We start from the raw sequence: 21,488 nt of genomic DNA on the forward strand, positions 1-21,488 counted from the left end.
AACTTCACGGCCTTTCCCCGATAGAATATCGGGAAAAGGCCGTGGCATAATACTCTTTTTATTACTGTCTACTTGACAGGGAGATGACCACAACCTCTCTTTTTTTGTCATTCTTTGTCGGTAAATCGAAATTTCGTGTTAAATCGTTGATATATTGAGAGTAGTGATAGATATATTCAAAAAATTGTTAATATGATAAGGATGTCACCTTTTTTCTTAAAATCTATATTGTATTTTATAAACAAACTAGTTAAAATTTAGAAAAGCAGAAGGGGATAGACGTATGAAACAACAACCAAAAATCGCAGAACTTCTAAAACGAATTGAAACTTCAAAACAGCAAGATGTTGAGCTAGGTACTTATGAAATATATGTGTTTAGTGAAAGTGAATTAGAAAAAGGACAAATCGGTTATCGATATGATAAACATAAAAATTCATTAATAAGTGAAGAAAACGGAAAGTGGCAAGAAGGATGGATTACAATTGGATATGAAACGGATATGGGCGATCCAGTTTTCGTAAATATAGATGATGACGCTTATCCGGTTTATACTGCAGAACGTGGTACAGAAAAATGGCAGCCAGTTTATATTGGAAATATGGATGAGATTATAGGGCAATTATAAGAAAAACTTTGAATCCGGTGCAAAGTGATGGGAGAGAAGTATGAAGTATATAAAAATAATGAGCATGATTGCATTCATTGGAATATATATGGCCGGTTGTTCACAAGAGCAGCCGAAAAAAGAAACTACATCTTCTATACAAGAGAAAAACAAAGATACCAAAGAAGATGCACCGGTAGAAAAGCAGCAAGAACAAGAAAAGAACGAAGAATCGCAAGCAATTCAAACGAATGAGCAAGTAGAACATAAGCAAGAGGAAGTATCATCTGATGAAAAGAAAGAAGAAACTACGCCAGTGCAGCCGACTGAGCAACCAGTGCAAAATAATGAACAAAAAGTAGAGAGTAATGAAAAACAAGAGAAGTTTCTCGTCGTTATTGATCCAGGGCATCAACAAAAAGCGAATTTAAATTTAGAGCCGATTGGACCAGGGGCAACAACGCAAAAATATAAAGTGACAGACGGTACAACAGGTGTTGTGACGAAAAAGAGAGAGGCTGTACTTGTATTAGAAATGGCTTTCGTATTAAAAGAAAAGTTAGAAGCAAAGGGAATACAAGTATTAATGACGAGAACATCACAAGACGTTGATATAAGTAATAAAGAAAGGGCGACATTCGCAAATAATCATAAGGCTAATTTATTTTTACGTCTTCATGCAGATGGTTCTGAAAATCCAAACCAAAGTGCATTCGCTGTATTGACGCCGGCAGAAGGAAGTCCATATACGAAAGAGATTTATGCGGAAAGTCTTCAAATCTCTCAAATGATTGTAAATAAAATGAGGGAGAACCAGCAAGTAAAAGTAAATGGAATTAAATTTCGGGATGATCTTTCTGGATTTAATTGGGCAAAGGTTCCTGGTGTGTTATTAGAACTTGGGTTTATGTCAAACCATGAAGAAGATAAAAAATTATCTGACCCGCAGTATGTAAATTCTTTATTGCAAAGTGTAACGGATAGCATAGATGCATATCAGAAGAGTAAAGCTTAAGCGCAGTCTTACATGAAAGACTGCGTTTTTTTTATATGAAAACACTCGTAAATTAGAATATTATGGATAAATATGACATGCTTAATTTTACCTGCACTTTTTGCCGAATGCTGATACAATAAAGGATGTTACTATTTAGTAGAAAGAGTGGTAAGCATGTTAGATTGGATGAAAAAGCTGTTTAACAAAGAGGAAGAACAAACAGCGATGAATAAAGAAGTACCAAAGCAAATTGAAAGTCAGCCGAAAATTCCTCGTGTAAACCACTACACTGAAGCAAGAGAAGCACAAATGGCAAGTAGGAATGCAGGTAAATGCCGTTTTCCTTTAGTACCGGATAATGGGTTCGATGAAGAGGATGAAAGCGAAGTAAATCGCTTCGAAGAACAACCTGTTCAAGGAGTAACATATGAAGAACCGACTGCCCAAAGAGGAATAAAGGTGGAAAGAAGCAGACGACCGTATGTGGAAAAGGTAGTTTCTACATATGAAGAGCCGGAAGTGCAATATGAACCGGTGCGGGAGTCTGTCGTTAAAAAGGCATCTGCACCTTCGCAAGAGAGTAACCGTAGACCATTTCGGCCAACAGAAATGATTTCGCCAATTTATGGATATAATCGTCCTTCAGTAGAGAAAAAGGAAGAAAAGCAGGAGGAAGTAAAGGAAAGAGAAGACCTTGAAATATCTGTAGAGGGTAAATCAGTCGTTGATGCATGGTTAGAGAAAAAAGGATATACATTATCTGATTTCTCAGAAGGACAAGCAACGTCTTCTGCTTCAGGTGAAGTAGTTGAACAGCAAGGTCAACAGAGCAAAAAAGAAGAAAAATCAGTTGTTGATCAATGGCTAGAGAAAAACGGTTATGAAATTGAACGCCAAGTGCCTTTAGTAGAAGAAAAAGAAGTGATTCAAGAAATGAGTACACCGCAGGAAGTTCCAGCGGATGAATTACTTCATAAAACAGTAGCTGAGCAGATGGAAAGTGCTAAGCTAGAAAAAGATGTAGTGGTGTTAAACGAAAACAATCTACAAGAAGAATTAGTAGCTTCTAAAGTAGAGCACGAGGATACAATATTATCAGAAGAAATTAAACGTAATACAGAAATAAAACAACCTACTATTGAAGTAGAAAAGCAAGCTCTAGAAGAATCAGTGATTGTCAAAGCAGAAGAAAAACTTGAAGAAACAATCATTGTGGAAATACCGGAAGAAGTGTCACAAGTAGAAGTGATTGCAGAAACGGAAGAGCTTGAAGAAGTAGTTATGGAAACAGAGGCACCTGAAGAAGTGGAAGTAATTGCGGAAGCAGAAGAGTCAGAAGAAGTGGAAGTAATTGCGGAAGTAGAAGAGTCAGAAGAAGCTGAAGTAATTGCGGAAACGGAAGAGTCAGAAGAAGTAGAAGTGATTGCAGAAATAAACGCGCCTGTAGTAGAGACATTTGTAGCACTTGAGGACATTCAGCAAGAAGCTGAAGCAATTGAACAAAAGAGTGAATTCATACATGTTGCTGAGGCTGATGAACAAACGAAGAAAGATGTTCAAAGCTTTGCGGATGTTTTAATTGCAGAAGAACAACCAGTTGTAGAAGAAGCACCGATTGTAGAAGAACAATCAGTTGTCGAGGAAGCACCGGTCGCAGAAGAGCAACGAGTTGTAGAAGAAGCACCGGTCGTAGAAGAGCAATCAGTTGTAGAAGAAGCACCGGTCGTAGAAGAGCAATCAGTTGTAGAAGAAGCGCCAGTCGCAGAAGAGCAACGAGTTGTAGAAGAAGCACCGGTCGTAGAAGAGCAACGAGTTGTAGAAGAAGCGCCGGTCGTAGAAGAACAACCAGTTGCCGAGGAAACACCAGTCGCAGAAGAACAACCAGTTGTACAAAAAGAAGAACCAAAACGTGAGAAAAAGCGTCATGTACCATTTAATGTTGTTATGTTGAAACAAGATAGAACACGATTAATGGAAAGACATGCAGCTAGAGCAAATGCAATGCAGCCTTCTGCTAATGTACGAGTAGAGAATAAGCCAGTGCAACAAGAGGTAGCAGAACCACAAGTGGAAGAGCACCCAGTGCAGCAAGTAGCAGCAGAACCACAAGTGGAAGAGCACCCAGTGCAGCAGGTAGTAGTAGAATCACAAGTGGAAGAACACCCAATGCAGCAAGTAGTAGCAGAGCCACAAGTGGAAGAACAACCAATACAGCAAATAGTGGTAGAGCAAGTACAAAAGCCAATTTCAAGTACGGAAGTACAAGAGAAAGCATATGTTGTAAATCAAAGAGAGAACGATATGCGAAATGTATTGCACACACCACCGACATACACTGTTCCGCCATTAGCGCTGTTGTCGATTCCACAGCAATCAGCGTTAGATAATACAGAATGGTTAGAGGAGCAGAAAGAATTATTAGATACAACGTTTAATAATTTTCACGTTGGAGCACATGTTATTAATGTATCGCAAGGTCCGGCAGTCACTCGTTTTGAGGTGCAGCCAGACCCAGGTGTGAAAGTAAATAAAATTACAAATTTAAGTGATGATATTAAGTTAAGCTTAGCTGCGAAAGATATTCGTATTGAAGCACCGATTCCAGGGAAGAGTGCGATTGGAATCGAGGTTCCAAATAAAGAAAGTAAGCCAGTATTTCTTCGTGAAATTTTAAGAAGTCCTGTATTCACAAAGAGTGAATCACCGCTTACTGTTGCGCTGGGGCTTGATATTTCAGGGGATCCAATTGTAACGGATATTCGAAAAATGCCGCACGGACTTATTGCGGGTGCAACGGGTTCAGGTAAAAGTGTGTGTATTAACGCGATTTTAACGAGTATTTTATATAAAGCGAAACCACATGAAGTGAAGTTAATGTTAATCGATCCGAAGATGGTTGAGCTTGCACCATACAATTCTGTTCCACATCTTGTAGCACCTGTTATTACGGATGTAAAAGCAGCAACAGCTGCATTAAAATGGGCAGTTGAGGAAATGGAACGCCGTTATGAATTGTTTGCGCACGCAGGTGCTCGTGATTTAACTCGTTATAATACGATTGTAAGTGAGCGAGAAATTCCGGGAGAAACATTACCTTATATCGTTATTGTCATTGACGAGTTAGCCGACTTAATGATGGTAGCACCTGGTGATGTTGAGGAAGCGATTTGTCGTATTGCGCAAAAAGCACGTGCTTGTGGTATTCATTTATTAGTAGCGACGCAGCGTCCATCTGTAGATGTTATTACAGGTTTAATTAAGTCAAACATTCCAACGCGTATTGCGTTTACTGTATCATCTCAAGTTGATTCGCGTACGATTATCGATATTGGTGGCGCGGAGAAATTACTTGGCCGTGGTGATATGTTATTCTTAGGGAACGGTACATCTAAGCCTGTTCGTGTACAAGGTGTATATGTATCGGATGATGAGATTGAAAAGACAGTTGATCATGTGAAAAAGCAAATGAAGCCGAATTACTTATTTAAGCAAGAGGATTTATTAGCGAAAACAGAACAAGCTGAGTCGGAAGACGAATTGTTCTTCGAAGCATGTCAATTTGTTGTAGAACAAGGGGGAGCGTCCACATCTTCTGTACAGCGAAAATTCCGCATCGGTTATAATCGCGCAGCACGCCTCATTGAAGAGATGCAATCGCAAGGAATTATTTCTGAAGCAAGAGGAACGAAGCCAAGAGATGTCCTTATTTCTGAGGATGAATTCGCTGCTATGCAGGAAACAAATGTATAGTAAACGGTTATGCTGTATACTAAGAGAAAATGTTGGATAGTAAAGTAGGGAGTAAAGCGACATGAAAGAAATTGAATTAAAATTAAAAGGTGAAATAAATAGACTAACAAATAAAACATTTAAATTTGACGAACGCGTTGGAGAAGGTTGGTTCTCTGCCGTTTACTTTTTAAAGACTAGAGAAATCATTGAAGAATTTCGCCCGAAAAGTGTTGTAACGATGCAATTTTTCCAAAAGGAAAATGCAGTTCTTTGCGGAACAGATGAAGTGATTGCGTTGCTACAAACATTCGCTAAAAATCCTGAGGAACTTGAGATTAACTCTTTAAAAGATGGCGATAAAATTAGTCCATTTGAAACAGTGTTAACAATTCATGGTCCTTATGAAAATTTCGGATTTTTAGAAGGTGTCATTGATGGGATTTTAGCTCGTCGTACATCGGTTGCGACAAACGTATATAACGTTGTCCAAGCTGCGCGTAGCGTAGATAAAGAAAAACCAGTTATTTTCATGGGAGATCGTGACGATCATTATACACAACAAGCTGGTGACGGTTATGCAGCATACATCGGAGGTATGAGCGCACAAGCGACGCATGCGATGAATGAATGGTGGGGCAAAAGTGGTATGGGGACGATGCCTCACGCATTAATTCAAATGTTTAATGGTGATGTTGTAGAAGCGGCAAAAGCATATCATAAGAAATTCCCAGAAGATGAATTAGTTGTATTAATTGATTACAACAATGATGTCATTACAGATGCACTTCGCGTAGCGCGTGAATTTGGATCAACATTAAAAGGTGTACGTGTAGATACGTCCCGCACGATGATTGATCAATACTTCATTCGCCACCCAGAAGTACTTGGAACATTCGATCCACGTGGTGTAAACCCATCGCTTGTATTCGCACTTCGTAAAGCACTTGATGAAGAAGGATTCCAGCATGTAGACATCGTTGTAACTGGTGGATTTGATGAGAAGCGTATTCGTGAATTTGAAGCTCAAAACGTACCTGTTGACATATACGGGGTAGGAAGTAGCTTATTAAAAATGAATATTGGCTTTACTGGTGATAATGTAGAATTAAATGGGAAACCAGAAGCAAAAGCTGGTCGTAAATATCGTCCAAACCCACGTTTAGAGCGTGTTCAATTAGAAAAAAGAGAAGAGATGTAAAAGAGAGAAAAACTGATAGGTGATTGACCCTATCAGTTTTTCTGTTATCATAGTATAGCGGCTTCTTTTTTGCTATAATGGACTTGTTATGGATATATAAAGAAGTACGTACGAGTTTATCCTGATAAGTGAAGGGAAGAATAACTTCACTACATCAAAAATGTATGATGATTACCAAAATAAGAAAAGATTCATATACTGTCTTATAGATAGGCCGTTGTATTAGTTCGAAATGTTGGAGGTTCTTTAAGATGACAGTTTACCATTTTGTAGGAATTAAAGGAACAGGAATGAGTTCATTAGCGCAAATTCTTCATGATATGAAGCATACTGTTCAAGGGTCTGATTATGAAAAGCGTTTCTTTACACAAACAGCGTTGGAAAAGCGTAGTATCTCGATCCTTCCTTTTGATAAGAATAATGTAGAAGAAGGACAAGTGATTATTGCAGGAAATGCATTTCCTGATACGCATGAAGAAATCGTAGCAGCAAAAGAATTAAACATCCCAGTCCATCGTTACCATCATTTCTTAGGTGACCTGATGAGCCAATACACAAGTGTTGCTGTAACTGGTGCACACGGAAAAACATCAACAACAGGTTTGTTAGCCCATGTAATGCAAGGTGCACACCCAACATCTTACCTTATTGGAGATGGAACAGGGCATGGGGTAGAAAATAGTAAGTATTTTGTATTTGAAGCTTGTGAGTATCGTCGTCATTTCTTGTCTTATAATCCAGACTATGCAATTATGACGAATATTGATTTTGATCATCCAGATTATTTTGCAGACATCAATGATGTATTCAGTGCATTCCAAGAGATGGCATTGCAAGTGAAAAAAGGCATTATTGCATGTGGAGATGATGAAGAACTTCAAAAAATTCAAGCGAAAGTACCTGTTATTTTCTATGGATTTGGAGAAGATAATGATTTCCAAGCACGCAACATCCAAAAGAGAACAGATGGTACTATTTTTGATGTATTCGTTCGTAATACGTACTATGACACGTTCAAAATTACAGGATACGGCAATCACAGCGTATTAAATGCGTTAGCAGTAATTGCACTTTGCCATTATGAAAACGTTGATGTAGAAGCAGTAAAGCATCAGCTAACAACTTTTGAAGGCGTAAAACGTCGCTTTAATGAAAAGCCGATGGGAGAGCAAGTGATTATCGATGACTACGCACACCATCCGACAGAAATTAATGCAACGATTGAAGCAGCTCGTCAAAAACATCCAGAGCGTGAAATTGTCGCTGTATTCCAGCCACACACATTCTCACGTACAGAAAAGTTCTTAGATGAGTTCGCAGAAAGCCTAAGCAAAGCTGATCAAGTATACTTATGTGATATTTTCGGATCAGCACGCGAAAACAAAGGTGAATTAACAATCGAAGATCTGCAAAAGCGTATTGACGGTGCAGAACTAATTACAGATACAACAACGGATGTATTAAAGAAACATAAAAACGGCGTTCTAATTTTCATGGGCGCAGGAGACATCCAAAAATTCGAAGCAGCTTACGTAAAAGAAGTTCAAGTTGCAGAGAAGTAATAGGAAAGACGCATAGCTTGGCTATGCGTCTTTTTTGTGTGCTATGTTGGCATATATGATTCTTGAGGTTAGTCGATATATTAGCGTGTATTTCTTTAGTTATAAATGTTAGAATAATAAGAAAAATAAAAAGGGGACCAAAAAACATGTTTACACTTCGAGTAGACGATGAAATCGAATTACAGTTATTAGAGAAGCATCATAAGGAGGAACTATATCAATTAATAGATCAAAACCGTAATCATTTACGAAGATGGCTTCCTTGGGTAGATGGGACGAAACCTGCTGATGCGTATGATGAGATTTGTCCGATGTGGTTAAAGAAATTTGCAGAGGGAGACGGTTTTGAAAGTGGCATACGTTACAAAGGAAAGCTCGTTGGGATGGTAGGTATTCATCCAGTGAGCTGGGGGAAGAAAGCGACGAGTCTTGGGTATTATCTTGCAGAAGATGCTGGCGGGAAAGGTATTATGACGCGTAGTGTGAAGGCTGTACTTCACTATGCATTTGAGAATTTAAAATTAAATAAAATGGAAATTAGATGCGGTGTTGAAAATGTGAAAAGCCGCGCTATTCCAGAACGTTTAGGATTTAAGTTAGATGGCATTTTAAGAGATGATGAATGGCTATATGATCATTTTCACGATATCGCTGTATATAGTTTACTAGCTTCAGAGTGGAAGGAGATTCGATGAACGAGAAGATACGCATTATTGCGTATGAAAGTACGTTTCAAGAGGAAGTAGTAGATCTTATCGTTCATATTCAGCAAAAAGAGTATAATGTTTCAATTACGAAAGAAGAGCAACCTGATTTACTTGAAATAGAAACATTCTATCAAAAGGATTACGGAAACTTTTGGATAGCAATTTATGATGATAAAGTAGTTGGAACAGTAGCTTTATTAGATATTGAGAATCATCAAGTAGCGCTAAGAAAAATGTTCGTGAAGAAAGAGTTTCGCGGAAAAGAATGGGGCGCATCACATATGTTGCTTCAAACAGCAATTTCATGGGCTGAGGATAAAAAATTGAAAGATATTTACTTAGGAACAACAGTAAAATTTTTAGCGGCACATCGTTTTTATGAAAAGAATGGTTTTGAAAGTGTGAGTATAGACGAGTTGCCGAAAAACTTTCCGGTGCTACAGGTAGATAAGAAATTTTATAGGTACATTGTGTAAAAGGTCATTTAGAAATGGCCTTTTTCTATGAAGCAAAATAGAAATAATGGTATAATTTGGGTTAGGGGGTGTAGGTATGAACTTTCCAATTCAAAGAAGTAAGTCAGTAGTCATTTTCGTTTGTCTTACGTTAGTTTTTATGTTTATATATCCAATTGTCATGCTTTTCACTAATAAAGCGCATTGGATGTCAGCGTTGATTGGGATGGGTTTATGCTTCATTGTAAATGTACCACTCGTTTGGGAAGTATTTATTAAAAAACATAAAGTAGAAAATGGCGTATTAAAGTACGGTATTTTAAATGATGATATTGTATTAAAAGATGTGAGAATTATACGTCAGGTCGGAAAGTTTCTTGAAATTACGACGAATGCATATAAAGTACATATGGTTGCGATGCCGCAAAATATGGATGAATTCTTAAGGCTTATAGAGAAAGAAAATCCACATGTGAAAATAGAAATGGTAGGGAAGAAATAAAAAACGCTCGGCGAAAATTCCGAGCGTTTTTATTATTATTTTAAGTTCTCTGGGTTTAAAGCTTCTAGTTCAGGTACAACGAAGCGTCCGTCTTTACGGATTAGTACGTCGTCGAAGTAAATTTCGCCGCCGCCGTATTCAGGGCGTTGGATGCATACTAAATCCCAGTGGATGTTCGAGTTGTTGCCGTTCCATGCATCGTCGTAAGCTTGTCCAGGAGTGAAGTGGAAGCTGCCATCGATTTTTTCATCGAATAGGATGTCTCCCATTGGATGTAAGATGTATGGGTTTACGCCAATTGCGAACTCACCAACGTAGCGTGCGCCTTCGTCTGTATCGAAGATTTTGTTAATGCGCTCTGTATCGTTTGCAGTTGCTTCAACGATTTGACCGTTCTCAAACTTAAGTTGTACATTTTCAAATGTATAACCGTTGTAAGGAGATGGTGTGTTGTAAGAAACTGTACCGTTAACAGAATCACGAACTGGTGCAGAGTATACTTCACCGTCTGGAATGTTTAAATGACCTGAGCATTTAATAGCTGGAATGTCTTTAATAGAGAATGTTAAGTCAGTTCCAGGACCAGTTAAACGAACTTTATCTGTTTTATTCATTAATGTAACAAGGCTATCCATTGCCTTATCCATTTTGCCGTAGTCTAAGTTACATACTTCGAAGTAGAAGTCTTCGAAAGCTTCTGTACTCATTTTAGCAAGCTGTGCCATAGAAGCATTTGGGTAGCGAAGAACAACCCAGCGTGTTTTTGGAACGCGAATGTCTCTATGAACTTTTTTACCAACTGTTTGGCCATGAACTTTCATACGCTCACTTGGAACGTCAGCTTGTTCATTAATATTATCGCCAGAGCGAAGACCGATATAAGCGTCCATGTCTTTCATTACGCTTGCTTCATATGCAGCGATTTGTTCGAAATGTTCTTCAGTAGCACCCATTAATAAAGAGCGATCTACTTGATGATCTTTTAAAGAGACGAATGGGAAACCACCAGCTGCATATGCTTCTTTTACAAGTGCAGTTACAAGTTCTTTTTGTAAGCCAAAGTTTTCAATTAATACTTTTTCACCTTTTTGTAAGCGGATAGAGTAGTTAATTAAATTGTATGCTAACTTTTCAATACGTGGATCTTTCATATGTAAAGCCTCCCTACTAATTATGTATCCTCTCCTATTGTAACCTACTTAGTGGAATTTGTTGAATGATTTATGTTACAGTTAACGAATAAGTATGAAAATTCTAATGATGAGATAGGGATTAGAATGAAACGGAAAATGATTGTATAATAGGGGAAAGTATGAAAAAGATAAAGGAAGTGATGAAATGCAAGTTCTTTTATATGTAAGTGCGGCTATTATTGCGGTTGCTTTCGCAGTATTAGTAGTGTATGTATGCAGAACGTTGTTATCGGTTCAGAAGACGTTGGAAAACGTTGCAAGCACGTTAGAAGGTTTAGAAAAGCAAATGCAAGGAATTAGCGTAGAGACAGAGCAATTATTACATAAAACGAATGCGTTAGCTGATGATATTCAACAGAAGTCACAGTCATTAAATAAAGTGGTAGCGGGTGTAGATGGGATTGGAACGACAATCCAATCTTTAAATACGAAGCTTCGTAATGTATCAGACTCTGTAACGGACGAAATTGAAAATAACGCTGATAAAGTAGCGCAAGTTGTACAGTGGAGCAGTGCGGCGATTGAAGTATACAATCATTACCGTGCGTCGAGACAAGAGAAGAAGGTTGAAAAAGAAGAGCGTAAATTAGAAAGAATTGAGAAAAAAGCTGAAAAGAAAGAGAAGCGCTCTAGATTTCGTATGAGAGGTGAATCGTGATGAATATGACAAAACTTGAAACAATTGAAGAGCTTGAAGTCTTAGTAGAAAAGAATGAGCCGTATGTTCTTTTTAAACATAGTACGACATGCCCGATTAGTCACGGTGCATACACAGAATTTCAAGCGTATTGCAGTGAAGAAAGAGAAGTGCCAGCGTATTACTTATACGTACAAGATGCGAGAGATGTGTCAAATCGTGTTGCAGAACAATACAGTATTAGACATGAATCACCGCAAGTGCTATACATAAAAGATGGGATGGTAGTATGGAATACATCTCATTGGAATATTAAAAAAGATGCTTTAGAAGAGAATATAAAGTAAAAAGAAGCAAGCTAAAGGTGCTTGCTTCTTTTTTTTGTTTTTGTTGAAATATATTTAGTGGTACACTATTAATAGTTCAAACTAAATAACTAGATTGTTGAAAGTAGGTTTTAAGTAATGAAGAAAATGGCATTATCCTTCGCAGTCGTAAGTTTATTACTAGGAGCTTGTAGTAACAATAGTAATACGATTAGTAAGAAGGATGAAGTTATACAAAAAGATACAAAAGAAAAAAGTATGATTCCGAGAACTGCTGTTTCTAAAGATTATTATAGAACTGTTATTCCTTTAAAAGAACAAAAGGTTATTAATACAGCTAATATAAAAACAAATTCTAAATTAGATTTAGCAGAGTATGAAAATGGTTTAATAAATATTGCAACGCAGCAATTTGATACAGAGAGTCACGTACTGCAATTAAATCAGTATATTCCAGAGAAACTAGTTGATGAACTAGTTGCGAAAGTAGAAGCGCCAGTTTTGACAAATATTATAGAACAAGACTATTTCGGAAAACAGAATTCAAATGAATTAAGTTTATCTGGTGTTATGATAGGTTTAGCTATGTCTTCAAGTGTATCGAATGAAGAAGCTATGTCTAAAGGGACTGAAGTTGCTAAACAACTTATTGAAGCTATTAACAAAAATGATAAGTATAACAAATCTCCAATTACGTTTGCTATCTTTAAGCAAGAAAGTACTAGTTCTTTAAAAAATGGTACGTATATTGCTAGTGCTACTGTTCAAAAGAATGATACGAACCTTGGAAATTGGAGTACAATTGATGAAAAGTCGTATTCATATCCTTCTGATGAATTTACACAAGCACATGGAGAAGATAATACAAAAATAAATAACTTTGCTAAGGAAATAAAAGGTTTTTCTAATGGAGATTTTATTCCAGTCAACGCTAAAGTTTCTTATAAGAAAGATCAAATGGATACATTAAATATGAATATTGTTATTAAATATAACGGTAAAACAGAATTAATGGCTCTTACCCAATTGGCTGCTCAAGGCATGTTAGACAAATTGCCTAAAGATGCGAAAGTACAATTACAGATTAAGTCCGAGAGTAAAATTGAGGCCGTTATTATAAAAGAGAAAAACAGTGATAAACCGTTTGTTTCCTTCTTGTAAAAAAAGACAGTATGTAAACTGTCTTTTTTTTATTTTAAATGAAAATATACAATGTTTTTTGATAGTAATTCATTGCTGTATATCGTGTGACAATCGTATATGTATCAGCTATAATAAGTTATCTTAAAAAAGTAACATATAGGAATTTGAAAGAGGTGGCTTTCTTATGGCATCACAACAATTAGGTCGTTTACGTTCTGAAATTGATCAACTTAATTTACAAATATTAGAGTTACTAAACGAAAGAGGTCGTCTCGTACAAGAAGTTGGTAATTTAAAAGAAGTACAAGGTGTGAAACGTTTTGATCCTGTACGTGAAAGAAATATGCTGGATTTAATTGCAGAGAATAATAATGGTCCATTTGAAACTTCGACTTTACAACATATTTTCAAACAAATTTTTCAAGCTGGTTTAGAATTACAAGAAGATGATCATCGTAAAGCATTACTTGTTTCTCGTAAGAAAAAAACAGAAGATACGATTGTTGAAATTAATGGTGAAAAAATTGGTGACGGAAATCAGCATTTTATTATGGGACCGTGTGCAGTGGAAAGTTATGAACAAGTACGTCAAGTTGCTGAAGCAATGAAAGAGCAAGGTCTGAAATTAATGCGTGGTGGTGCGTTCAAACCACGTACTTCACCGTATGATTTTCAAGGTCTTGGATTAGAGGGATTACAAATTTTGCACCAGGTAGCAGATGAATATGATTTGGCTGTTATTAGTGAAATTTTAAATCCGAATGATATTGAGATGTCATTAGATTACGTTGATGTTATTCAAATTGGTGCTCGCAATATGCAAAACTTTGATTTGCTAAGGGCAGCTGGTGCTGTAAATAAACCAGTATTATTAAAACGTGGTCTATCAGCAACGATTGAAGAATTCATTAATGCGGCAGAATATATTATGGCAAAGGGAAATGGGAACATTATTTTATGTGAACGAGGTATTCGCACGTATGAAAGAGCGACGCGTAATACGCTTGATATTTCCGCTGTGCCGATTTTAAAGAAAGAAACACATTTACCTGTCGTTGTCGATGTAACGCATTCTACAGGGCGACGTGACCTTCTCTTACCAACTGCAAAAGCAGCGATGGCAATTGGTGCAGATGCAATTATGGCTGAAGTACATCCAGATCCAGCTGTAGCTTTATCAGATGCGGCGCAGCAAATGAATATACCGCAGTTCAATGATTTTATGAATGAATTAAAATCATTTGGAAGTAAATTATAAAAACTTTTAATGAGCTGTTCCAAAAAGGCATTTTGGAACAGCTTTCTCCTATTGTATAGCGACTGTCATTGTCGATTTTTGTTGGTAAGTTGATATATTTAAAAAATCGCTGATATAATTAGAGTTGCGGTCGATATATTTGGAAAATCGCTGATATATTTCGAGTTACAGTCGATATATTCGAAAAATCGCCGATATAAATTTCATTTACTATCGTACTGCTTAAAATAAGATTTTTACTTAGGAAACATCTATTTTTTTACAAAAAATGCCCTTTTTTCATAAAAAATACGAAAATACGAGAAAAGAAGCGAATTTTTTCGAAACTTTTGCGGGAAAATATTGTATGAGCCTGCGTTTTTATCGTATCATTAGTAAAAGGAAGAACTCGGGACGATTGGTGGCATCTGCAAATAGAGTTGATGTCTTTTTTTCATTCAAGTAACCGATACATAAAAATAGATAACAAAAATAGAAGGAGTGTGCGATGAGATGAACGTAACAATCTATGATGTAGCGCGCGAAGCAAACGTTTCAATGGCTACCGTATCTCGTGTTGTGAACGGTAACCCAAATGTAAAGCCTACAACAAGAAAGAAAGTATTAGAAGCAATTGATCGTTTAGGATACCGCCCGAATGCGGTAGCACGTGGACTAGCAAGTAAGAAGACAACTACAGTAGGTGTTATTATTCCTGATATCTCAAATACGTTTTATGCAGAACTTGCACGTGGAATTGAAGATATCGCAACAATGTACAAATATAACATCATTTTAAGTAACTCTGATCAAAACAAAGAGAAAGAGTTCCATTTATTAAATACGATGCTTGGAAAACAAGTGGACGGAATTGTTTTCATGGGTGAAGATATTACAGACATTCACATTGAAGAATTTAAAAAATCTCCAGTACCAATTGTATTAGCAGCGTCATTTGATGAGCAAAATGAAACGCCATCAGTAAATATTGATTATACACAAGCAGCTTATGATGCAATGAAGCACTTTATCGAGCAAGGACATAAACGTATCGGTTTCGTCTCTGGTCCTTTCATTGATAAAGCGGGAAGCGCGAAGAAGTTACAAGGTTATAAAAAAGCTTTAGAAGAAGCAGGTATTTCATATGATGAAAATCTTGTAATCAATGGAGATTACACATATGACTCAGGTATCGAAGCATTCGAAAAGCTTTGGAGCAATGATGAAAAGCCAACAGCAATCTTCGTGTCTTCTGATGAAATGGCACTAGGTGTAATCCATGCAGCACAAGACGCTGGATTAAACGTACCAACTGACGTAGAAGTACTTGGTTTCGATAATACACGTCTTGCATTAATGGTTCGTCCGCAGCTTTCAACAGTTGTTCAACCGATGTATGATATCGGTGCAGTAGCAATGCGTTTATTAACAAAGTATATGAACAAAGAAAAAGTGGAAGATCACACTGTTATCTTACCTCACCGTATCCAATTTAGAGATTCAACGAAGTAAGTATAAAAAAGCTCACAGCGATTGCTGTGAGCTTTTATTCGGATTCAGGATAGTATTTTTGTACGACTGTATCCACCGCTTTATTTTTCTTAACGTGTAAAAATCTTGCGTACAGTTCTTTTCCGGTTTCAAATGGTGTATTGTCTAATTCAAACACATGCAACACTTTTCGGAACTTCCACGTTATTTGCTCACCGTACACATTATCGTACGTATCTTCAGATTGCATAGCAATTTTTTTACCAAGTTCGTGAGCATCCTCTAAACTGTTTGCTTTAACAAGAATAATGCTTTCTTCAAAAAGTGTATTGTGATTCTCTTCATAATGCCTTCGCTATAGATGGGGCTATTCCTTGTTATATGTCACATAAGTGCAAATTTAACTATTATAGGGCAATGTCATGTATAATAGAAAGAAAAGGCTTGTGAGGGGGAAAAGAGATGATCGTTCTTTGGATAATTACGCTTTGTATGACTGCTATTTTTGCATATATGACGTTAAAACAAAATGGTTTAAAGCGATTTGTTCCAGGAAGTATTCTTGCAGGAATTGCCCTTATCACGTATGTAATTTCTATTTTTATTGAAAGTGTATCAGTAGATATGAGCACAAGTTTAATGTTTATTGGTATTACACTATTTGCAGGTAGCATTATGGTACTTGTGGTTGCTGGTATTATTTTATTTATTCATATGAATTCGGAAACGTTATAGCATATAGAAAAGGCATGTCCCGAGGGACATGCCTTTTTATCCGTTCAATTATGCTCTATCTTTAGAAGAGTTTTGCTGTTTTAGTAAGTCGCGAATTTCGCCAAGAAGTTCTTCTTCTTTTGTTGGTTCTGGAAGTTCTTCCTCTTTTTCTTCTTCTCTTTTAGATGTTAGTTTGTTGAAAACTTTAACAAACATAAAGATAGCAGCTGCAATAATTAAGAAATCAAAAATAGTTTGGATGAAGTTACCATACATAATAGATGATTTACCGAATGTAATTTTTAAATCTGTAAAGTCAACGCCACCTAATACCATACCAAGTAATGGTGTGATGATATCTTTTACTAAAGAACTAACGATTTTACCGAATGCAGCACCGATTACAACCCCGACAGCTAAATCGATTACATTCCCTTTGAAAGCGAACTTTTTAAACTCGTTCCACATGTGTTAATCCCATCCTTTCCACGATTCATTATGAAATTTATAATTCCTATCAACATATTCTATAGAAATTTATGAGAGAAATAAAGAGGGAATGGGAATGAAAGTAAATTCTGAAAAATGTATCCGTTTTAATTTTTATTTACATCATCTAGTAAAGATTGTAGCATTTGCTGCGTTTTTAATCCTTCTAATCCATCTACAACGGGCTTTGTATCGCCTTGTACACACTCAATAAAATGATGAACAGCATCTTCAAAACCACGTTGTTTTAACGTCGTATCCCATGATGGGGAACCACTTTGTGAAACTGAGTTTTCCTGTTCAATTTCAAATGTATTCATATTTTTTACGCGAATGATTTTTCCTGTTGTTACAAGTTCAATTTGTTCTAAATTAGTACCGGCATGGCGATGCATTGCAGTAGAAAGTAATAGTCCACTTGGAGTTGTATATGTATGATGTCCGTAAAGAAGTTCATTCTTTTCAGTGATTTGCATTATATTGTGAACGGCGTTAAGGTCATCATTAGCTAACCAGCGAGCAGTATCTACAATGTGTAAATAATCATCTAACATAGTGAAGTCGTACGTATATGGCCCGACTTTATTTGTACGATACTTTTCAATTCGAATCCATGAAATATCATGAGCCTGTTCTTTGGCAGCGACATACATAGGAACGAATCTGCGATTAAATCCGACCATTAATTTTCGGTTATACTTCTCGCTTAACTCGACTAGTTGCTCAGCTTGTTCCACTGTAGCTGCTAGCGGTTTATCAACATAAACGTCGATCCCTTTTTTTAGAAGTTCAGAAACGATTTCATAATGCGATGCAGTTGAACTATGAACGAAGATTGCATTGCATTCCGAAGCTAACATTTCAATAGAATGAAAGTCTTGAATTCGGTATTGCTGGCAAACTTGTTTTCTTTTCTGTGCGTTAGGTGTAAACGCCCCTACAAAATTCCAATCAGTTTCTTTTGTAAGTGTTGGAAGATAGGCCTTTTGCGCAATACTTCCAAGTCCAATCATCCCAATTTTAGGTTTGTTCATTTTTATTCCCACCCTATTAATAGTAATGTAACGGCTTAAATGTAGCATAGGGTGGGGGAGGAAGGCAAAAATTAGCTTTTTACTTACGGCTTTCTAACAAAATCTTCTCTATCTCTTCAAAGTGATGAGTGCGAGCATGCTCTAACGGGGTAACACCATCATTGTCTGGAATATTTACATCTGCACCGTGCTCAATAAGAAGGCGAATGACTTGTTGCTGTGTTTCGTTTCCGTTACTTAGTACGATGGCTTCCATTAAAGCTGTCCATCCCAGGTTATTTACATGATTTACATCAATATTTGTTCGAGTGAGGAGTTCTTTTATAACGTCAATATAGCCATGTTCTGAGGCTGGGATAAGAGCTGTTCCGCCGTAACGATTTGTAATCGTAGGATCTGCACCAGCATCAATTGTTAGTTTTAAAATGTCTAAGTAACCTTCCGCACCGGCGTATAGAAAGGGATTATTTTTCATGTCATCTTGGATATTTACGTCAGCACCAGCTTCGATAAGTACCTTTGCGGTTTTTACATCATTTTTGTATGTAGCAATCATAAGCGGAGTGCGTCCTTGACTATCCGTCGCATTTATATTTGCGCCTTGTTTTAGTAAAGATATAACAGTATTCGTTTCATTTTTTTCAGTGGCTGCTAGTAGTGCAGTCTCCATGTTTATCATCTCCTTTTTTACTTCTTGTTCTTGCAAGCATCCTTGTAAAAAAATTACGCAACATATCATACTGAATGTTTTTTTGAACATGGAATTTCAACCTCCTAATTTCAACTGTAAAATAGGAACATTAAATTTTTATAAACTGACGCTAAAATTACTATAAAATCGCTTGAGTAATTGAACATATATTTTTATGCTTATAAATAATAAGGTTTGATAAAGTGAGGATTTAAGATATGTCTATTAAAACAAGGTTTTTATTTTCTTATATTGCTGTTATCCTCGTTTCCATTACGCTTATATTAGTCGCGGGATTTTTAATCGTTTTTTCGATAACAGGTGACTTGGAAGCAGTGAAAAATTTCTATAAAAGTTCTTACATTCAAAAGCCGCTTACACCAGAAGAAGAGAATGCCTATCTTGAGTTGAAGTCAGCAGCCAAACAGCATCAATCTCAATTGCTAGATGAGTCGTTTGTCTCAGCAATAGAAAAAGAGGGTGTGAAAATAGTAGTAAGAAAAGGAGAAACACTTTCATATGCTTCAAACGTATTTGAAAGTGTTTCTTTAAAAGAAGCCCTTCCGAAATTTGAATCAGCAAATATTAATAGTCGTGGTACAACGGAACTAGGCGATACATTTTATCGATATGTAAAGTTTGATTTTTATTTTCCTCAGGAAGAAGAGGGAAGTATATTTGTATTAAAAAAGCAAAGTTCATTTGTAGATCTTACACAAAAATTATTTCCAATCTTATTCGTATCGCTTTTACTACTAGCCATTTTACTCATTGGATTATTAAGTTACCTCGTTTCAAGAAGTGTAATAAAACCAATTTTTGTATTGAAAGGCGCAACGGAGAAAATTAAAGAAGGAAATTTAGATTTTCAAATACCAATTACATCACACGACGAAATAGGGCAATTAAATCAAGGGTTTGAGGAAATGAGGAAGAGATTAAAAGAATCGATAGAGATGCAAACACAGTATGAAGAAAATCGAAAAGAGCTTATTTCAAACATCTCTCATGACTTAAAAACACCGATTACATCAATTATAGGATATGTAGAAGGAATAAAGGACGGAGTAGCAAATACGCCAGAAAAAATGGATAAGTATTTAACAACTATCCATACGAAAGCAAGACATATGGATACACTTATTGATGAATTATTTTTATTCTCAAAGCTCGATTTGAATCGAGTTCCCTTTCAGTTTGAAACGGTTGAATTGAATACGTTTATGCAAGAGTTAATCGAAGAGATGCAAATGGATTTAAGTAAAGAAGGTATAGAAGTTAACTTACAATTACATGCATCACCACTATATGTAACGGCTGATTGCGAAAAGATCAATAGAGTTATATCAAATTTAATTCATAATAGTGTGAAATACATGGATAAAGAAGAGAAGAAAATTACTGTAACAGTATCGAGTGATAATAATAAAGTTATTGTGAAAGTGATGGACAACGGATCAGGTATAGAATCTGATACATTGCCGTATATCTTTGAACGTTTTTATCGTGCAGAACAATCGCGGAATTCTAGCACAGGTGGAAGTGGACTTGGTTTAGCGATAGCGAAGCAAATTGTTGAAGAACATGGCGGGGAAATTTGGGCGGAAAGCGAGCTTGGGAAAGGCACAAGCATTTTCTTCTCATTGGGAAAAGTAGAGGAATGTGGTGAGTAAATTGAAAAGAATTTTATTAATAGAAGATGAAGTAAGTATTGCAGAATTACAGCGAGATTATTTAGAAATTAATGATTTCCAAGTTGATGTAGAGCATTCAGGAGAAATAGGTTTACAAACAGCTCTGCAAGAAGACTATGATTTAATTATTTTAGATATTATGCTTCCGAAAATGAACGGATTCGAAATTTGTAAACAAATACGTGCTGTAAAAGATATTCCGATTCTACTTGTTTCAGCAAAAAAAGAAGATATAGATAAAATTCGCGGACTCGGATTAGGAGCGGATGATTATATAACGAAACCGTTTAGCCCGAGTGAATTAGTCGCAAGAGTAAAAGCACATATTGCCCGTTATGAAAGATTATTAGGAAATGTAAGTAAGCAACGTGATACGTTATATATTCACGGAATTTCTATCGATCAACGAGCGAGAAAAGTTTTTATAAACAATGAAGAAGTTGCGTTTACAACGAAGGAATTTGATTTATTAACATTCTTTGTCACACATCCAAACCAAGTATTAAATAAAGAACAGTTATTTGAACGCATTTGGGGATTAGATTCCGCTGGGGATTTAGCCACTGTTGTCGTCCACATTAGAAAGCTACGTGAAAAAATTGAAAGAGATCCTGCTCACCCGCAATATATTGAAACAGTATGGGGAGCTGGTTATCGTTTTAACGTGTAATATACCTGCCGAGTAATTGGCAGGTTTTTTATGTTATTTGCAAAAAGGAAATAATAGGTAATTTGTGTTAAGATATAAAGAGAGATAAAACATAGTAGAGCATGAGAGGGTGTGCTACATTTTGGGAGATACATTACAAGATAATAAATCAAACAAGGTCTTAAGGATTGGAACTAATATTATAATTATTTTATTAATTATTGGTGCAATACAAATGTTTTATGATAAAGATTATACAAATGATCATTTCGGCTGGTTATTTTTAGTATTAGGTTGGATAGTTAGAAGCATTTTTAATATTACGATAGGTTTAAAAGAAGGAGATAAAAAGTCAGTGTTGTTTGATGTAGGTTTGGTGCTCTTTTCCTTTTATCTTTTATTTTTATATAGTACGAAATATTTCTTCTGA

The 21,488-nt window shown here is 36.3% G+C and carries 21 protein-coding genes and 1 pseudogene; 17 read left to right on the forward strand and 5 right to left on the reverse strand.

Translation table 11 applies throughout. The features are described from left to right. Positions 1 to 283: 283 nt before the first annotated feature. The 8 genes from MR169_RS02690 (at position 284) to MR169_RS02725 (ending at position 9,760) form a co-directional block, all read left to right on the forward strand. Positions 284 to 628 (forward strand): hypothetical protein, encoded by a 345-nt coding sequence (locus tag MR169_RS02690; protein ID WP_000813353.1) that lies wholly within the window; start codon positions 284 to 286, stop codon positions 626 to 628. A gap of 40 nt (positions 629 to 668) precedes the next feature. Continuing rightward, positions 669 to 1,622: an N-acetylmuramoyl-L-alanine amidase gene (locus tag MR169_RS02695; protein ID WP_242318848.1), complete on the forward strand. Its 954-nt coding sequence runs from the start codon at positions 669 to 671 to the stop codon at positions 1,620 to 1,622. Positions 1,623 to 1,778: 156 nt separating this feature from the next. Continuing rightward, positions 1,779 to 5,354 (forward strand): DNA translocase FtsK, encoded by a 3,576-nt coding sequence (locus MR169_RS02700; protein WP_242318849.1) that lies wholly within the window; start codon positions 1,779 to 1,781, stop codon positions 5,352 to 5,354. A gap of 61 nt (positions 5,355 to 5,415) precedes the next feature. Then, entirely contained in the window at positions 5,416 to 6,534 is a 1,119-nt protein-coding gene (locus MR169_RS02705) for a nicotinate phosphoribosyltransferase (protein ID WP_000658370.1), read from the forward strand. Positions 6,535 to 6,785: 251 nt separating this feature from the next. After that, positions 6,786 to 8,096 (forward strand): UDP-N-acetylmuramate--L-alanine ligase, encoded by a 1,311-nt coding sequence (murC, locus tag MR169_RS02710; protein ID WP_000219468.1) that lies wholly within the window; start codon positions 6,786 to 6,788, stop codon positions 8,094 to 8,096. Positions 8,097 to 8,242: 146 nt separating this feature from the next. Next, complete coding sequence (locus tag MR169_RS02715; RefSeq protein WP_242318850.1) at positions 8,243 to 8,791, forward strand: GNAT family N-acetyltransferase; 549 nt, start codon at positions 8,243 to 8,245, stop codon at positions 8,789 to 8,791. After that, on the forward strand, positions 8,788 to 9,279 hold the full coding sequence (locus MR169_RS02720; protein ID WP_001003133.1) for a GNAT family N-acetyltransferase: 492 nt from the start codon (positions 8,788 to 8,790) through the stop codon (positions 9,277 to 9,279). Before MR169_RS02715 ends, MR169_RS02720 begins: the two co-directional genes overlap by 4 nt. Before the next feature lie 76 nt (positions 9,280 to 9,355). After that, complete coding sequence (locus tag MR169_RS02725; RefSeq protein ID WP_016118736.1) at positions 9,356 to 9,760, forward strand: PH domain-containing protein; 405 nt, start codon at positions 9,356 to 9,358, stop codon at positions 9,758 to 9,760. A 35-nt stretch (positions 9,761 to 9,795) separates the two neighbouring features. Here the strand turns inward: MR169_RS02725 and MR169_RS02730 are convergent, their stop codons facing one another. Then, entirely contained in the window at positions 9,796 to 10,911 is a 1,116-nt protein-coding gene (locus MR169_RS02730) for an aminopeptidase (RefSeq protein WP_000654731.1), read from the reverse strand. Between the two features lie 187 nt (positions 10,912 to 11,098). Between MR169_RS02730 and MR169_RS02735 the strand changes: the two genes are divergently transcribed. From MR169_RS02735 to ccpA, 5 genes are all read left to right on the forward strand, one after another. Further along, entirely contained in the window at positions 11,099 to 11,611 is a 513-nt protein-coding gene (locus tag MR169_RS02735) for a DUF948 domain-containing protein (RefSeq protein ID WP_001197720.1), read from the forward strand. After that, complete coding sequence (ytxJ, locus tag MR169_RS02740; RefSeq protein ID WP_001057469.1) at positions 11,611 to 11,937, forward strand: bacillithiol system redox-active protein YtxJ; 327 nt, start codon at positions 11,611 to 11,613, stop codon at positions 11,935 to 11,937. The genes MR169_RS02735 and ytxJ overlap by 1 nt, the downstream gene beginning before the upstream one ends. 117 nt (positions 11,938 to 12,054) lie before the next feature. After that, on the forward strand, positions 12,055 to 13,077 hold the full coding sequence (locus MR169_RS02745; RefSeq protein WP_000738031.1) for a CamS family sex pheromone protein: 1,023 nt from the start codon (positions 12,055 to 12,057) through the stop codon (positions 13,075 to 13,077). A gap of 166 nt (positions 13,078 to 13,243) precedes the next feature. Beyond that, positions 13,244 to 14,317 carry a bifunctional 3-deoxy-7-phosphoheptulonate synthase/chorismate mutase gene (locus tag MR169_RS02750; protein WP_242318851.1) on the forward strand — a complete coding sequence of 358 codons (1,074 nt, stop codon included), beginning with the start codon at positions 13,244 to 13,246 and terminating at the stop codon, positions 14,315 to 14,317. A 492-nt stretch (positions 14,318 to 14,809) separates the two neighbouring features. Then, positions 14,810 to 15,808 carry a catabolite control protein A gene (ccpA, locus tag MR169_RS02755; RefSeq protein ID WP_242318852.1) on the forward strand — a complete coding sequence of 333 codons (999 nt, stop codon included), beginning with the start codon at positions 14,810 to 14,812 and terminating at the stop codon, positions 15,806 to 15,808. Between the two features lie 34 nt (positions 15,809 to 15,842). Here ccpA and MR169_RS02760 read toward each other — a convergent pair. Beyond that, a pseudogene (locus MR169_RS02760) lies at positions 15,843 to 16,136 on the reverse strand (DUF4288 domain-containing protein); the annotation flags it as partial. A 113-nt stretch (positions 16,137 to 16,249) separates the two neighbouring features. Between MR169_RS02760 and MR169_RS02765 the strand changes: the two are divergent. After that, positions 16,250 to 16,522: a DUF3917 domain-containing protein gene (locus MR169_RS02765; RefSeq protein WP_000636590.1), complete on the forward strand. Its 273-nt coding sequence runs from the start codon at positions 16,250 to 16,252 to the stop codon at positions 16,520 to 16,522. A gap of 48 nt (positions 16,523 to 16,570) precedes the next feature. On the opposite strand, the gene mscL is transcribed toward MR169_RS02765, so the two are convergent. The 3 genes from mscL to MR169_RS02780 all read right to left on the reverse strand — a co-directional run bounded on the left by mscL (position 16,571) and on the right by MR169_RS02780 (position 18,784). Further along, complete coding sequence (gene mscL / locus MR169_RS02770; protein WP_000267003.1) at positions 16,571 to 16,969, reverse strand: large-conductance mechanosensitive channel protein MscL; 399 nt, start codon at positions 16,967 to 16,969, stop codon at positions 16,571 to 16,573. Positions 16,970 to 17,097: 128 nt separating this feature from the next. After that, positions 17,098 to 18,024: a Gfo/Idh/MocA family protein gene (locus tag MR169_RS02775; protein WP_242318853.1), complete on the reverse strand. Its 927-nt coding sequence runs from the start codon at positions 18,022 to 18,024 to the stop codon at positions 17,098 to 17,100. 79 nt (positions 18,025 to 18,103) lie between these two features. Then, positions 18,104 to 18,784 carry an ankyrin repeat domain-containing protein gene (locus MR169_RS02780; protein WP_242318854.1) on the reverse strand — a complete coding sequence of 227 codons (681 nt, stop codon included), beginning with the start codon at positions 18,782 to 18,784 and terminating at the stop codon, positions 18,104 to 18,106. A gap of 149 nt (positions 18,785 to 18,933) precedes the next feature. Between MR169_RS02780 and MR169_RS02785 the strand changes: the two genes are divergently transcribed. The 3 genes from MR169_RS02785 (at position 18,934) to MR169_RS02795 (ending at position 21,488) form a co-directional block, all read left to right on the forward strand. Beyond that, positions 18,934 to 20,388 (forward strand): sensor histidine kinase, encoded by a 1,455-nt coding sequence (locus MR169_RS02785; protein WP_242318855.1) that lies wholly within the window; start codon positions 18,934 to 18,936, stop codon positions 20,386 to 20,388. Position 20,389: 1 nt separating this feature from the next. Then, a complete protein-coding gene (locus tag MR169_RS02790; protein WP_001986686.1) occupies positions 20,390 to 21,079 on the forward strand; it encodes a response regulator transcription factor in 690 nt (229 codons plus the stop codon). A gap of 121 nt (positions 21,080 to 21,200) precedes the next feature. Then, entirely contained in the window at positions 21,201 to 21,488 is a 288-nt protein-coding gene (locus tag MR169_RS02795) for a hypothetical protein (RefSeq protein WP_000502934.1), read from the forward strand.

The sequence above is a fragment of the Bacillus cereus group sp. BfR-BA-01349 genome, assembly GCF_022663795.1.
Classification (GTDB): domain Bacteria; phylum Bacillota; class Bacilli; order Bacillales; family Bacillaceae_G; genus Bacillus_A; species Bacillus_A cereus.

Coding starts and splice junctions, on each gene's coding strand:
- MR169_RS02690 (WP_000813353.1), top strand. CDS start 284: ATGAAACAACAACCAAAAATCGCAGAACTTCTAAAACGAATTGAAACT.
- MR169_RS02695 (WP_242318848.1), top strand. CDS start 669: ATGAAGTATATAAAAATAATGAGCATGATTGCATTCATTGGAATATAT.
- MR169_RS02700 (WP_242318849.1), top strand. CDS start 1,779: ATGTTAGATTGGATGAAAAAGCTGTTTAACAAAGAGGAAGAACAAACA.
- MR169_RS02705 (WP_000658370.1), top strand. CDS start 5,416: ATGAAAGAAATTGAATTAAAATTAAAAGGTGAAATAAATAGACTAACA.
- murC (WP_000219468.1), top strand. CDS start 6,786: ATGACAGTTTACCATTTTGTAGGAATTAAAGGAACAGGAATGAGTTCA.
- MR169_RS02715 (WP_242318850.1), top strand. CDS start 8,243: ATGTTTACACTTCGAGTAGACGATGAAATCGAATTACAGTTATTAGAG.
- MR169_RS02720 (WP_001003133.1), top strand. CDS start 8,788: ATGAACGAGAAGATACGCATTATTGCGTATGAAAGTACGTTTCAAGAG.
- MR169_RS02725 (WP_016118736.1), top strand. CDS start 9,356: ATGAACTTTCCAATTCAAAGAAGTAAGTCAGTAGTCATTTTCGTTTGT.
- MR169_RS02730 (WP_000654731.1), bottom strand. CDS start 10,911: ATGAAAGATCCACGTATTGAAAAGTTAGCATACAATTTAATTAACTAC.
- MR169_RS02735 (WP_001197720.1), top strand. CDS start 11,099: ATGCAAGTTCTTTTATATGTAAGTGCGGCTATTATTGCGGTTGCTTTC.
- ytxJ (WP_001057469.1), top strand. CDS start 11,611: ATGAATATGACAAAACTTGAAACAATTGAAGAGCTTGAAGTCTTAGTA.
- MR169_RS02745 (WP_000738031.1), top strand. CDS start 12,055: ATGAAGAAAATGGCATTATCCTTCGCAGTCGTAAGTTTATTACTAGGA.
- MR169_RS02750 (WP_242318851.1), top strand. CDS start 13,244: ATGGCATCACAACAATTAGGTCGTTTACGTTCTGAAATTGATCAACTT.
- ccpA (WP_242318852.1), top strand. CDS start 14,810: ATGAACGTAACAATCTATGATGTAGCGCGCGAAGCAAACGTTTCAATG.
- MR169_RS02765 (WP_000636590.1), top strand. CDS start 16,250: ATGATCGTTCTTTGGATAATTACGCTTTGTATGACTGCTATTTTTGCA.
- mscL (WP_000267003.1), bottom strand. CDS start 16,969: ATGTGGAACGAGTTTAAAAAGTTCGCTTTCAAAGGGAATGTAATCGAT.
- MR169_RS02775 (WP_242318853.1), bottom strand. CDS start 18,024: ATGAACAAACCTAAAATTGGGATGATTGGACTTGGAAGTATTGCGCAA.
- MR169_RS02780 (WP_242318854.1), bottom strand. CDS start 18,784: ATGTTCAAAAAAACATTCAGTATGATATGTTGCGTAATTTTTTTACAA.
- MR169_RS02785 (WP_242318855.1), top strand. CDS start 18,934: ATGTCTATTAAAACAAGGTTTTTATTTTCTTATATTGCTGTTATCCTC.